The organism is Acinetobacter sp. AOR43_HL (assembly GCF_027854635.1).
GTDB classification, from domain to species: domain Bacteria; phylum Pseudomonadota; class Gammaproteobacteria; order Pseudomonadales; family Moraxellaceae; genus Acinetobacter; species Acinetobacter pittii.
The window spans coordinates 83725-97821 of the sequence record NZ_JAKTHX010000032.1 but is presented as its reverse complement, the minus strand read 5'-3'; the positions used below and the strand labels follow the sequence as shown (position 1 = coordinate 97821).

The window sequence follows — 14097 nt, the reverse complement described above, 5'->3', positions numbered from 1 at the left end:
TAAAAATTGTCTAGTCTGTAAATATATGAAATTTAACAATTTATTTAGAGTAAAAACTCTAAAATAGTATCTTAATCCATTAATTGTTTTAGTCATAAAATGAACAAGAAAATGAAAAAAGCCTCTATTTCCAGAGGCTTGTTGAATGGTTTAAAATTTATACAGCTGAAAGTGCTTGGTCTAAATCGGCAATTAAGTCATCAATATGCTCAATTCCAATAGAAAGACGAACCATATCTTCACTTACACCAGCAGATTTAAGCTCTTGTTCATTGAGCTGACGGTGAGTCGTAGTTGCAGGGTGGCAAGCCAAACTTTTCGCATCACCAATGTTTACAAGACGAGTAAATAGCTGAAGTGCATCAATGAATCGAGTACCTCCTTCACGCCCATCTTGTACACCGAAAGATAAAATTGCAGAAGGTTTACCTTTTACATATTTTTGAGCAAGCTGGTGCTGCGGATGATCTTTTAAACCTGCGTAATTCACCCATTTTACTTTTGGATGGGTCTGTAAATACTCTGCAATTTTTTGCGCATTTTCAGTATGACGCTCCATGCGGAGATTTAGAGTTTCGAGGCCTTGTAAAATCAAGAAGACACTGAGCGGGCTAATTGCAGCACCTGTATTACGCAATGGTACAACGCGAGCTCGTGCTATATAGGCAGCCTCGCCTAATGCCTCAACATAATTAACGCCGTGATAACTTGGGTCTGGCGTGTTCAAAACTTTAAAACGCTCTGGATATTTACCCCAAGGGAATTTGCCGCTATCGATAATCGCGCCACCAATGCTATTACCATGTCCACCAATATATTTGGTAAGAGAATGAATAACGATATCGGCGCCATATTGAAACGGTTTTAATAAAGCAGGGGTGGCAACGGTATTATCGACAATGACAGGTACACCATATTCATGTGCAATTTTTGAAATTGCTTCTAAATCGATAATATTTCCGAGTGGATTCCCAATTGATTCAACAAAAACAAGTTTAGTTTTATCATCAATTAAATTGCGTAAGCTTTCTGGCTGTTGATAATCAAAAAAGCGAACTTCAATGCCTTGTTTTGGTAAGGTGTGGGCAAATAAATTATAAGTTCCGCCATATAAAGTTGAGACGGAGGCAATGTTGTCTCCCGCTTCTGTAATCGTTTGGATAGCATAGGTAATCGCTGCCATTCCAGAAGCCAAGGCTAAAGCACCAATTCCGCCTTCGAGTGCAGCAAGGCGTTGCTCAAGCACAGCAGTGGTCGGGTTCATAATCCGGGTATAAATATTGCCCTGAACTTTTAAATCGAAAAGGTCAGCACCGTGTTGTGTATTATCAAATGCATACGAAGTTGTTTGATAAATAGGGACCGCAACGGCTTTTGTTGTTGCTTCGGGTGAGTAGCCAGCATGAATTGCTAAGGTTTCATCTTTATAAGTCATGATTACTTCATCTTCGTGAGTTAAATATTGAGCGAGTCTAGCTTAAAAGTTAAATAGAAAATTGCACAAATTCTGGTTTGTTTTCTAATTTTAGGAATATAGATAGAAAAATATACGCTGAAACGCTGTACAAATCTTATCCATAAACATTTTGCAACTTATTGAAAAAGAAAATTGTTTGATAAATCTGTACGATGGAAATCATAACTTCAAGTCATCGAGGTTTTCAGCGTATAATACGCGCGATTATTTATCGCTTATGCGATGTATTGGTTTTTCAATTGAGGAGTCCTGCGTGGCCCAATATATTTATACGATGAACCGAGTGTCTAAGATGGTTCCGCCAAAGCGCGAAATCTTAAAAGACATCTCTTTATCATTTTTCCCGGGCGCCAAAATTGGTGTGCTCGGTTTGAACGGTGCAGGTAAATCTACCTTGCTTCGTATTATGGCTGGCGTAGATAAAGATTTCTCTGGTGAAGCTCGTGCACAACCTGGAATTAAAATCGGCTATTTAGAGCAAGAGCCACCTCTTGATCCGACTAAAGACGTTCGTGGTAACGTTGAAGATGGCGTACGTGAAGCTTTAGATGCTTTAGAACGTCTTGATCAGGTATTTGCAGAATATGCAGACCCGGATGCTGATTTTGATGCACTTGCAAAAGAGCAGGAAAAATTAGAATCAATTATCCATGCTTGGGATGCGCACAACCTAAACAACCAGCTTGAAATCGCGGCAGATGCCTTGAACCTTCCAGCTTGGGATGCAGACGTAACTAAGCTTTCAGGTGGTGAACGCCGTCGTGTAGCACTTTGCCGTTTATTGCTTTCAAAGCCAGACATGTTGCTTCTTGACGAACCGACGAACCATTTAGATGCAGAATCGGTATCTTGGTTAGAGCGCTTCTTGAAAGATTTTCCTGGCACAATTGTTGCGATTACGCATGACCGTTATTTCTTGGATAACGTTGCCGAGTGGATCTTGGAGCTTGACCGTGGGCATGGTATTCCTTACCAAGGTAACTATTCTTCTTGGTTAGAGCAAAAAAATGCTCGTTTAGAACAAGAGCAGAAACAAGAAGAATCTTTTGCTAAAGCATTGAAAAAAGAACTTGAATGGGTTCGTTCAAATGCGAAAGGTCAGCAAAAGAAAAACAAAGCACGTATGGAGCGTTTTGAAGAGCTTAACTCTAAAGAATTCCAGCAACGTAATGAAACGTCTGAAATCTACATTCCACCTGGCCCTCGTTTGGGTAATAAAGTTGTGGAAGTGGAAGGTATCAGCAAATCATTTGACGGCCGTGTATTGTACGAAAACTTATCGTTTACTGTACCTCCAACAGCAATTGTGGGTATCGTTGGTCCAAACGGCGCGGGTAAAACGACTTTATTCCGTATGATGACTGGCGAACAGCAACCTGATACAGGTACTGTGACTTTAGGTGAGTCAGTTAAAGTGGCTTACGTGGGTCAGATTCGCGACACTCTAGACAATAACAAAACTGTTTGGGAAGAAGTGTCTGGTGGTTTAGATATCTTGAAAGTGGGCGATTATGAAATTGCTTCACGTGCTTATATCGGCCGCTTTAACTTCAAAGGTCAAGATCAGCAAAAACGCGTAGGCGAATTGTCTGGTGGTGAGCGTAACCGTTTACAACTTGCGAAAATTTTACAGCAAGGTGCAAACGTTATCTTACTGGATGAGCCATCAAACGATTTGGATATTGAAACTTTACGTGCGCTTGAGGATGCAATTCTTGTATTCCCGGGTACGGTAATGGTGGTATCGCATGACCGTTGGTTCCTTGACCGTATCGCGACACACATCTTGTCATTCGAAAATGAACAGCCAGAATTCTACACAGGTAACTATGCAGAATATGAAGCATACCGTCAGTCACGTTTAGGTGAAGACGCTGTTCAAAAACGTACTAAATACAAAAAAATTAGCGGCTAATCTCTGTTAATTTAAAAAACCAGCCTAAGGGCTGGTTTTTTATTTTAAGAAAATGCGAGCTTGCTAAACGCTTCTTGTAAGCAGCGTTCAGCATCGGGATGTCCCTGACTTGCTGCTTTTTGTAGCCATTTTTCAGCTTCACGATAATTTTTATCTAATCCAAATTGACCATTTAGATAACCGATACCAAGCTTAAAAGAAGCGTCAGAGCTACCACGTAAAGCTGCTCGTAGGTAGCACCACATAGCATTTCGGTCGTTAGGAGTTACATCTAACCAGTTTTGCATACGTTCATGGTCTTGCTCGGCTAGTTCCTCAAAGCGTAAACCCTGTTCAATTTCATCAACTGCTTGTGAATGCATATCAGAAGGTAAGTTTTCAAAAGCAAACAAGTGATTAAGCCTATACTTGATTGATTTCATATTCATGATAGTCTCCCTTGTTCCTCAATTTAATTGAATTGACTCACACTTTTAAGCTAGTCCCTTATATTGAAATATTATGTTTTTTTTTGTAAATGTGATATAGCGCATTTGGATGAAAAATAATGAAGTTTTGGCTTACATAAAAGTTACACGTGTTTTTACGCTAAGTGAAACTACTATGAGAATAGTGGCATTCTTAAGGGAAATTAGAGCTTTTAAAATTAAAAAATAGCTATTATTTAACGCAAAAGACTTTTGAGAAAATTTATAAATATCAAACAAAAGAAATTTCTTTAAACAAAACCAGCTTAAGAGCTAGTTAATTAGTTTTGCCTAGGAACTTCTATTTTGTAAAGTCACCTCGTAAGTCTACCCATATCAGAGAAGGGGCCACCGTGACCACATCAAATGCCATCGCTAACGGATAAAGTGCCATACGAGTTACACGTTTAAACGGATGTTTCTTTGTTATTTCATATTTTTGCTGTAAGGCGATAGGATAAGGAATGGGAAGGGTTTGTTGAATTTTTTGTATGTCTGGAGCTTTATATATTTGTCCTTTAAAGCTAAGAAAAGCGTAAGGATATAAAACATCTTTTTGATTTTCTATCACAACAAAATGATTTTTAAATCCTAGGTTTTTTAAATTTTCTTTTTGTTGTTCAGAAAGAGAGAATAGAGGAGTTTTATATAGGAATTGAAGTTCTCCATGAAAATGATTGGGATCATCCATGGTCAGTACCAGTGGGGACGGATTGGTCAGACTTCGCTGATCTGCTGGGATTGCATGAAGAAGTTTTGATAGCTCAGCGCTTCCCTCGGTCATTAAATAATTATAGTCTTTGCCTACAAAGATGATCCCTTGTTCTTGCTGGTTTTGAACAGCTTGTCCTAAAGCAATGATTTGATCTTTTGCTAAAATGATCTTCTCGGTTTTTGTGGTTTCGTTAGGTAAAGCTTCTGAAAGTAATGTCGTGGCACAAGCACTCAAAGTTAAACAGACGACAACGAGTAGGGTAGAAAATAGTTTATACATTGCAGGAACTCAAACAGGAAATTAATTTTTCTAAAGAAAAAACTTTTTTAAAACAGCGATAAATTAACCAAAAATCATTTTGTAATTTTATTACATTGGTATCGCTTGCTATAGTGACTTTGTGCAATTTACTGTCATGGTGTACCGTTGCCACGTTCTACAGTTTTTATGTCCGTCTTGTTTAGTTTGCTTATATTCCAAAGCTTATGGAATGTGGCAGCGGCATTTTGCGTGCATAAAAATCAGGAAAAGGCATTACAACATTTCGGTCATCATGCAGATTTAAATGTATATCAATCTTCAGACCATATGCAGACTGAACATGTTGGTATTGTAGAAAATTCTGAGAATGCTCCATTAAGCTGGCAAGATCATCACGATCATTTACCTTCATGTTTTCATGTAGTGATGACTGAAAATGCACAACAAGCTCAAGAACCTTTTGTGTGTATACATGAGCTTTCACAAATCTATTACTGGTCTAATTCTTATCAGTCTCCGTATCTTGGCTCTTTAAATCCCCCTCCTGTCTTAACCCTGCTATAGGTGGGGTAGCCGAAAAATAACCCACCAGAAATTTATTTATTTCAAAGGGTTATTTTATGCTTAATTATATGTGCAAACAAAGCGCAGCAATCTTCTATGTAGATTACTCGCTTAAACATTCACGTCTTTATGTTAATGACAAGGCGGGATATAAGGTTCTGTCAAATCTTTCCGGAAAACAAAAATATCATTTTAATGAATCGGTTATCTCATCTCTGATGATTCACAGTGATGGAGGTTTATGGAAATGAATATTTTATTTACCCCCCGTGTTAGAACTGTGAGCTCCCGAGTGATTGGGCTGATTTTAGCTATTATTCTTGCTTTAAGTTTTAGTAAATGGCATTTCCAGGCGGCATTTATAGAACATATTTTATGGTTCTTTGGATGGTTTTTTGTGGGCATCGGAGTAATGGGAAGAATATGGTGCAGCCTTTACATTTCCGGATTTAAAAATGCCAAGTTGGTGACAGACGGTCCCTATTCTTTATGTAGAAATCCACTCTATCTGTTTAGTTATCTGGGTGGAGTCGGGATCATGTTGATTACAGAGACGTTTATCTTTCCAATAGTATTCACGCTTTATTTTCTCTGTTACTACCATTTTGTTATACGCCAAGAAGAAGCATTCCTGAGTGAAAAATATGGAACTGCATATTCAGATTATATAAAGACAATTCCACGCTTTTTACCAAGTTTCAAAAATTTTAAAGAGCCTGAGTTCTATCAGGTTTCACCGAAGCATTTCCGTATTTTTTTGACGCAGGTGGTGTGGTTTATCTGGGTTGCGGCCTTAGTCCAACTTTTTGATGAGTTGCGACTGCACGGTGTTCTCCCTTCATTGTTTAGTTGGTTCTAAAAATGTAATGAAAGTATATCCGCATGCTTCTTAGAGACTCAGAAGATTTGTCCTGAATTGATTAACTAAAGCATGCGAAAAATTAATTTTATTTCTGGGCTAAGTCCTTAAATAAATTCGGAATATTTAGATCTGGTGATTATTATGTCTATTAAACTAAATACAAAATCGGCTTTGATGGTTTTACTTCTTTCAACAAGTTTGGCTCATGCTGATGGAGGGTTAATATTCCTCGAAAAGAATATTAAGTCTCAGCAAGAAACAAAAGCTAAAGCTGAAGAAAGTAAGAACCCTCATTTAACTTGTAAGCGTAAATAATTTCTTTTGTAGGAAACTAATTACTTAATAATTAGTTTCCTATGAGTAAAGATAGAGATTCTTAATGATTTATTCTTATCTTTACTCAAGCGAGATTAGAATCGCTTCTATACTGCTACTTATTAGATGTAATTTTATTACATGCCCACTGCCTGCTATAGTGGCTTTGTTCAACTTCTTAGTTTAATGGTGTGCTGTTGCCACGTTCTGCACTTTTCATGTCCGTCTTATTCTGTTTGCTTATATTCCAAAGTTTATGGAATGTGGCAGCGGCATTTTGCGCCCATGAAAATCAGGAAAAGGCATTACATCATTTTGGTCATCATGCAGCGTTGAGTTATGAAGCTTCACAGCATAGCCATACGGAAAAGACAGATATCGCGGGGACTCATAAAGCTCCCTTAAACTTGTCCGATCATCATGACCATTTGCCTTCATGTTTTCATGTTGTGATTGTAGAAGCACAAGAAAAACTTGTTTCACCGTTAATACAGTCATCTGAGCCAAAACAACAATATTATTGGTCCAATTCTTATAAGTCCCCTCATATCTCTAAACAAGACCCGCCTCCTGTTTTAACCCTGCTATAGGTGGGGTAGCCGAAAATTAGCCCACCAGAAATATTATTTATTTCATAGGGTTATTTTATGTCTATTTTTTTATACGAAAAAAGTTTCGTTAGTCTGAGTACGTCTTGGGTACTTAAATCATTAGTTGTTGCAGTTGCGCTTTCAACTAGCGCTGTAACAACTGCTGCTAGTTCAAATCAAAACCTCACGCAGAATACTCAACTGCAGCAAGTACAGAATGTTTTAACGTTTGAACAGGTGCTCGATCAGGTTAAGCAGTTTCAGACTCAAACAGGAATTTGGCAAACTCAACAAGATATCGCCGAGAGCAATATCAAACAGAGTCAGCTATGGGAAAATCCGACGGTTTCTGTACAGCAAACGGGTTTTAAATCTGGAAAAGATCAGGAATTAGAACTTGGGATCTCGCAAAAACTAGATATTTTTGGTGTACGTTCCGCAGCAAAAAAACTAGCAAGTGTTCAGCAAAATCAAGTTGAGTTAAATCAGGTTTTATATCAGGCTCAACTGAAGCTGGCGGTAAAATATTTATGGTCACAAGTATCTATTTTAGAGCTTGAACATGAAGTTGCTAAAGCCCAGTTAAGAACGAGTAAAAATCTTCTTGATGCTACCCGCTTACGCTTTCAGGCAGGCAGTATTGCTCAGGTTGATTTAGATCGAACTCTCATGACGCATGTTGAAAATCAGCGTTTATATCAGGAAGTTGAATTATCACTGAGTAGTGCTAAAAGAAAATTGGCTAACTTATGGGGTGAGACAGAAGATAACTTCACATTACGTCCAGATATAAAAAGTGCATGGCCTTTAAAAAATGAAGGTGATATCGATCAATATCTAAAACAGAATTTGTTAGAACAGTCCCTGCGGCTTCAAGCAATACAACAAAATTCTGAAATTAATTATTTAAAGGCAAAAAATCGGCCTACGCCTACTGTAAATATGGGCGTGGTTCGTAGTAAAACCGCAGAAACGAGCAGTACCGAAAATCAGATTCGAGTAGGTATAGCAGTTCCTTTAAACATTTTTAATCGCCAGCAATATGCCCTAAAAGTTGCACAAAGCAAACTCGATTTAATTGACCAGCAGCAAAGCTTTTATAAAAAGCAAAGCCAGAATTCTATTCGTACTCTACAGTACGAGTTAGCGGGTTTAAAGCAACAATATAATTTAATGAATGAGCAGCAAATCCCTTTATCAGAGACGGTACAAGAGAAAATGTTGCTTGGCTTTAAAGTCGGTAAATTTGCAATTACCGATGTTCAGCAATCTACCCTTCAATTACAAGAACAACGCTTGAAAAAAGTTCAACTCCTTAAATCTGCTTGGCAAAAAGCAATTGAGGCAGAAAGTTTAGCTCTCGGGATTGATCCAAATATGGTGATGTCTGGAGATGCATTAAATCAAATTAATCAAAATTTATGGCAAGACACCTATAACTTGCCGACAGTTGGAGGGGCAGAGTAATGTCAGTTAAAAAAATGAAAAACCAATGGCTTATTGCTCTTTTATTGCTGATAGTCTGCCTTGCTTTAAGTGCTTGGTTATTTTTCTCTGGAAAAAAACAGTCCAATACTGAGAAAAGTGAAGAAGGGCATGCAGAAGGTGAAGCTGGCCATGGTGAGTCTGAAAAAGAGGAAGGAAGCTTAAACCTGACTTCTAAGCAACTGGTTGAATATGGTGTGAAGTTAGAACAAGTAGGGCGTGGAGAAGTTGAGCAAAATCTTTCGTATCCTGCCAAACTTGTCGTCAATACAGACCAGCAAGCACATGTCTCTTCAACTTTTTCTGCACGGGTAGACAGCGTAAATGTTGCACTGGGACAACAAGTTGAAAAGGGTCAGGCGCTTGCAACTTTATTTGTGCCAGATTTAGTCGATCAACAAGCTAACTTAAGCATGGCACAAGAAGGGTTGACATTAGCGCAGCAAGATTATCAGCGTGAAAAACAATTGTGGGAACAAGGGGTTTCAGCACGTCAAGATTACCAGCGTGCTTACAATGCATATCGTCAGGCGCAAATTCAGGTACAAGCTGCAAATAGTCGTTTAAGTGCCTTGGGAGCGAATCGCTCAAGTAAAGGTCGATATGTTTTGACTGCGCCTTTAAGCGGGGTAATCAGTAATAAAGATATTGTCATTGGTGAGCAAATTGGTCCTGAAAAACAATTATTTGTTATTGATCGCCTAGATCAGTTATGGGTCGAATTTGTGCTACCAAGTGCAAATACCAATATTCAGCCTAATCAGGAAATTGAATTTAAATCACTGCAAACTAACAACATTTTTAAAGCACAGGTACAAAGTTTAACTTCAGAAGCGGATACTCAAACTGGTCGTCTACAGGTTCGTGCCAAGGTACTCACACCTTCAAAAGAATTACGCCCTAACTTAATGGTCAATGTGCTACTGAAACAAAATAATGCAGCGACTGTATTACGGGTTAATAAGACAGCGATACAACAGATTGATGGAAAGAATGTCGTCTTTGTTGCAAAACAGGAGAAAGATAAAATTCATTTTGCTCCTGTTGCCGTTGAGTTAGGCAATTATTCTTCAGATGCACAGTGGGTCGAGGTTAAATCCGGAATTACCGAAAAGCAGCAATATGTGACTCAAGGTAGTTTCTTGCTCAAGTCCGAACTTGAAAAAGGGGAGGCTGAGCATGGACATTAATAAACCTGATTTGCCAGAGGCTGAAGGTTTGTTTGATCGGATCATTCAGTTTTCAATTAACAACGCCATTTGGGTCATGATGTTTGTCATTGCTTGGATTGGTGTTGGAATTTATAGCTACCAAAAACTTTCAATTGATGCCGTGCCGGACATCACCAATGTACAGGTACAAATCAATAGTCAGGCCAATGGCTTTACTGCGCCAGAAGTTGAGCAAAGGATTACTTATCCGATTGAAAATGCCATGTCTGGTATTCCAAATCTGGAACAGACTCGTTCAATTTCCAGATATGGTCTTTCTCAGGTCACGATTATCTTTAAAGATGGTACTGACATTTACTGGGCAAGACAGCTGATTAACCAACGTTTACAAGAAGCTAAGAGTGCTTTACCAGATAGCATTGATCCGCAAATGTCTCCAATTTCGACTGGACTCGGTGAGATTTATCAATGGGTGGTAAAAGCCGAGCCAAATGCCAAAAAAGCAGATGGTTCAGCCTATAGCGCGATGGACCTGCGTGAAATTCAAGACTGGATTATTCGGCCCCAGTTACAACGCGTACAAGGGGTGGCAGAAGTTAATAGCATTGGTGGATATAACAAAACCTACGTGGTCTCTCCAGATCTGACACGGTTACAACAGTTGCAAATTCCACTCACTGATTTACAAGATGCGCTTCAAAATAATAATGAAAACCGTGGTGCTGGATTTATTGAAGAAAATGGCCAGCAACTCACAGTTCGTGTTCCCGGCATGCTGACGTCAATACAAGATATCCAGAATGTTACGGTCGCCACGAAAAACGGTTTACCTATACGGGTTGCCGATGTAGCGTCAGTAGCGATTGGTCATGATTTGCGTACAGGTGGTGCTACCTATAATGGACAGGAAACTGTTTTAGGTATCGCCATGATGATGATGGGTGAAAACAGTAAAACTATTGCCAAGGCGATTGACGACAAAGTTCAGGAAATTCAAAGATCACTCCCTCAGGGCGTGGTGATTGAAACAGTCTATGATCGGAGTAGCCTCGTAGATAAAGCAATTAAAACAGTAGCTAAAAATTTGATTGAAGGGGCGATTTTAGTCATCGTTATTCTTTTCATTTTTTTAGGAAACTTTCGTGCTGCTTTAATCACTGCTTGTATTATCCCGTTGGCAATGTTTTTTACCTTAACAGGTATGGCAGAACAGAAAATCAGTGCCAACCTGATGAGTCTAGGAGCTTTGGACTTCGGGATCATTGTAGATGGGGCAGTTGTTATTGTTGAAAACTGTATTCGGCGTTTAGCTGAAGCGCAGCATTTAAAAGGTCGTTTATTAACACGTTCAGAGCGTTTCACAGAGGTTTTTCTCGCAGCTAAACAGGCACGACGCCCATTAATCTTTGGTCAGATCATCATTATGGTCGTGTACCTACCAATTTTTGCTTTAGCAGGCGTAGAAGCAAAAATGTTTCACCCTATGGCAATGACTGTTGTCCTAGCATTATTAGGAGCAATTATTTTATCTGTGACCTTTGTGCCAGCAGCAGTAGCTCTGTTTGTTACGGGTGAAGTGAAGGAAAAAGAAAGCCGCTGGATGATGACGCTGAAAAAAGGTTATGCAGGCTTACTCGATAAAGCATATGCCTTTCGATATGTTGTTGTCACAGCGGCTGTCAGTATCTTAATTTTGACAAGTGCTATTGCAACAAGAGTGGGGAGTGAGTTCGCACCTCAACTCAGTGAGGGTGATTTTGCATTACAACTCATGCGTGCACCGAGCACAGACATAGAAGAGTCGCTTAAGATTCAAGAGAATGTAGAAAAGCAGTTACTCAAAGCTTTCCCTGAAATTAAAGCCATTTTTGCAAGAACAGGAACAGCCGAGGTTGCTACCGATGTCATGCCTCCAAATATTTCCGATGGTATTGTTCTCTTAAAACCACACGATCAATGGCCAAACCCTAAAGAAACGATCGATGAATTACGTACCAGAATGCTGCAATTCGTGAATCAGATTCCTGGTAATAACAGTGAATTCTCGCAACCCATCGAACTACGTTTTAATGAGCTCATTTCAGGTGTACGTAGTGATATTGGGGTGAAAGTTTTTGGGGATGATATGCAAATCCTCAATCAGGAAGCGGAAAAAATAGCCCAACAGCTACGTAGCATTCCAGGTGCCAGTGAAGTCAAAGTTGAACAGACTGACGGTTTGCCATTACTTAATGTAGATGTTGATCATGCTCTGGCTGCGCAATATGGATTATCAGTCAAGTCTATTCAGGATATTGTCGCTGCGAGTATTGGAGGACAGAGTGTAGGGCAAATTTTACAGGGCGATAGACGTTTCGATTTCGTGATTCGCTTACAGGAAAACATGCGTACACCTCAGCAATTAGCTCAGTTACCGATTCGCTTACCAAACGGCGGTCTGATCCAGTTACAAGACGTTGCTAAGGTTGAGAATATTCTGGGCCTTGCTCAAGTGAGCCGTGAAAATGGTAAGCGCCGAGTTATTGTGACGGCAAATGTGCGTGATCGTGACCTTGGGTCTTTTGTACAAGAGATGCAAAGCAAACTGGCGCAGCAAAAGCTACCTAGCGGTTATTGGTTAGGCTATGGAGGGCAATTTGAGAATCTTGCTTCTGCCACTGCAAGAATGCAAATCGTTGTACCGATGGCGCTCATCATGATCTTTGTATTGTTGATGGCGGTATTTAGTAATTTTAAAGACAGTTTACTTGTATTTAGCGGAGTTCCTTTCGCTTTATCTGGTGGATTGGTCGCTTTGTGGCTGAGAGATATTCCGCTTTCTATGTCTGCTGGAGTCGGGTTTATCGCTTTATCAGGTGTTGCGGTATTGAATGGTTTGGTCATGCTCACATTCATTAAAGAGCTAAGAGCAACCCTAGATGTTCATACAGCAACTTGGAAAGGTGCTGTACTGCGACTACGCCCTGTATTAATGACGGCATTTGTTGCTTCACTTGGTTTTATTCCAATGGCTTTAGCAACTGGAACTGGTGCAGAAGTACAACGACCTTTGGCAACTGTAGTAATCGGTGGCATTATTTCATCTACGATACTAACGCTGGTTTTATTGCCAGTCATTTATCGATGGATGAATGAAAGCAAGACGAATAAAGTTGAGCATTCATAATGTCATCGATTTGAGATATCTTTTTTGATGAAAAAGTTTGAGTCAGAAAAGTATTTGAAACAGGTAAAGGTAAACATGAATTCATGGTTACTTTTACCTCACCATAAAGATAAATAATAAGGAGTCCGCAAAATGGGTGGACAACATGGTCATGACCATAGTCATGCTGTAGTGACTGAAGGTAATGCCAAGAAACTAACGATTGCCTTGGCGCTTACTACGACATTTTTAATTGTTGAGGTCATTGCAGGTTTAATCACACAAAGTCTGGCATTGCTCTCTGACGCTGCGCATATGTTTACAGATGCAGCTGCTTTAGCAATTGCTCTGGTCGCAATTCAGATTTCAAAACGTCCCGCTGATAATAAGCGTACTTTTGGTTATCAACGCTTTGAAATTCTGGCCGCTTTATTTAATGCACTCATGCTGTTCGTGGTGGCAATTTATATTTTATATGAAGCCTATATCCGTTTCTCTAAGCCACCCGAAATTCAAAGTGTGGGTATGCTGGTTGTAGCGACTATTGGTTTGGTAATTAACCTCATCTCAATGAAAATCCTGATGTCGAGTGCCAATAACAGCCTAAATGTGAAAGGTGCTTATCTAGAAGTATTGAGTGATGCACTAGGTTCGGTAGGCGTTATTATTGGTGCAATTATTATTTACTTCACTAATTGGTACTGGATTGACACGCTTATTGCTGTACTGATTGGATTTTGGGTGCTGCCAAGAACATGGGTTTTACTTAAGCAAAGTATTAACATTTTGCTCGAAGGTGTACCCGAAGAGGTCGATATTGAGAAGCTACGTGCAGATTTACTTTCTTTAAATGGTGTTGAGAGTATTCACCAACTCAAAGTGTGGGCGATTACTTCTAAAAATATCCATTTAACCGTGCACTTATTTGCGCCTGAAGCTGACCGTACCAAGTTGTATCAAGATGCTGTTGAAATGCTTTCTCATGAACATGGTATTGGTGAAGTGACATTGCAAATTGAGGACGATGCCGAAATTAATTGTCAGCATATTGCTCAGCATGCTTCGCACAAACATGATGATGCAGACAATGCACATTCACATCAGCATTAAGCTGATGTGAACAGTTTTT

At 39.4% G+C, this 14097-nt stretch carries 13 protein-coding genes; 10 read left to right on the top strand and 3 right to left on the bottom strand.

Annotation, left to right across the window (positions count from 1 at the left end; genetic code table 11):
- Positions 1-157: 157 nt before the first annotated feature.
- Entirely contained in the window at positions 158-1435 is a 1278-nt protein-coding gene (locus tag MKL33_RS15645) for an O-acetylhomoserine aminocarboxypropyltransferase/cysteine synthase family protein (RefSeq protein ID WP_069037160.1), read from the bottom strand.
- A 295-nt stretch (positions 1436-1730) separates the two neighbouring features.
- Here MKL33_RS15645 and ettA point away from each other — a divergent pair, with 295 nt between their 5' ends.
- The gene (ettA, locus tag MKL33_RS15640) at positions 1731-3392 is read left to right on the top strand and encodes an energy-dependent translational throttle protein EttA (protein ID WP_005067029.1); all 1662 of its coding nucleotides are present in this window, start codon (positions 1731-1733) and stop codon (positions 3390-3392) included.
- 44 nt (positions 3393-3436) lie between these two features.
- Here ettA and MKL33_RS15635 read toward each other — a convergent pair whose 3' ends face one another.
- On the bottom strand, positions 3437-3820 hold the full coding sequence (locus MKL33_RS15635) for a tetratricopeptide repeat protein (RefSeq protein ID WP_002116715.1): 384 nt from the start codon (positions 3818-3820) through the stop codon (positions 3437-3439).
- A gap of 340 nt (positions 3821-4160) precedes the next feature.
- A complete protein-coding gene (locus tag MKL33_RS15630) occupies positions 4161-4853 on the bottom strand; it encodes a hypothetical protein (protein WP_270907309.1) in 693 nt (230 codons plus the stop codon).
- Positions 4854-5000: 147 nt separating this feature from the next.
- Between MKL33_RS15630 and MKL33_RS15625 the strand changes: the two genes are divergently transcribed.
- The 9 genes from MKL33_RS15625 to MKL33_RS15585 all read left to right on the top strand — a co-directional run bounded on the left by MKL33_RS15625 (position 5001) and on the right by MKL33_RS15585 (position 14078).
- The gene (locus tag MKL33_RS15625; RefSeq protein ID WP_213032064.1) at positions 5001-5399 is read left to right on the top strand and encodes a cation efflux protein, CzcI-like; all 399 of its coding nucleotides are present in this window, start codon (positions 5001-5003) and stop codon (positions 5397-5399) included.
- Positions 5400-5455: 56 nt separating this feature from the next.
- Positions 5456-5650, top strand: a complete 195-nt coding sequence (locus tag MKL33_RS15620) for a hypothetical protein (protein WP_005067033.1) — start codon at positions 5456-5458, stop codon at positions 5648-5650.
- Positions 5641-6258: a methyltransferase family protein gene (locus MKL33_RS15615; protein WP_000425720.1), complete on the top strand. Its 618-nt coding sequence runs from the start codon at positions 5641-5643 to the stop codon at positions 6256-6258. The genes MKL33_RS15620 and MKL33_RS15615 overlap by 10 nt, the downstream gene beginning before the upstream one ends.
- Before the next feature lie 144 nt (positions 6259-6402).
- Positions 6403-6576, top strand: coding sequence for a hypothetical protein (locus MKL33_RS15610; protein ID WP_191113142.1), 174 nt, complete (start codon positions 6403-6405; stop codon positions 6574-6576).
- A gap of 197 nt (positions 6577-6773) precedes the next feature.
- Complete coding sequence (locus MKL33_RS15605; RefSeq protein WP_333725059.1) at positions 6774-7166, top strand: cation efflux protein, CzcI-like; 393 nt, start codon at positions 6774-6776, stop codon at positions 7164-7166.
- A 57-nt stretch (positions 7167-7223) separates the two neighbouring features.
- Positions 7224-8633 (top strand): TolC family protein, encoded by a 1410-nt coding sequence (locus MKL33_RS15600; RefSeq protein WP_069037157.1) that lies wholly within the window; start codon positions 7224-7226, stop codon positions 8631-8633.
- On the top strand, positions 8633-9841 hold the full coding sequence (locus tag MKL33_RS15595) for an efflux RND transporter periplasmic adaptor subunit (RefSeq protein ID WP_130173043.1): 1209 nt from the start codon (positions 8633-8635) through the stop codon (positions 9839-9841). The genes MKL33_RS15600 and MKL33_RS15595 overlap by 1 nt, the downstream gene beginning before the upstream one ends.
- Complete coding sequence (locus tag MKL33_RS15590; RefSeq protein ID WP_270907308.1) at positions 9831-12989, top strand: efflux RND transporter permease subunit; 3159 nt, start codon at positions 9831-9833, stop codon at positions 12987-12989. The genes MKL33_RS15595 and MKL33_RS15590 overlap by 11 nt, the downstream gene beginning before the upstream one ends.
- Positions 12990-13121: 132 nt before the next feature.
- Positions 13122-14078 (top strand): cation diffusion facilitator family transporter, encoded by a 957-nt coding sequence (locus tag MKL33_RS15585; protein ID WP_005067046.1) that lies wholly within the window; start codon positions 13122-13124, stop codon positions 14076-14078.
- Positions 14079-14097: the final 19 nt, after the last annotated feature.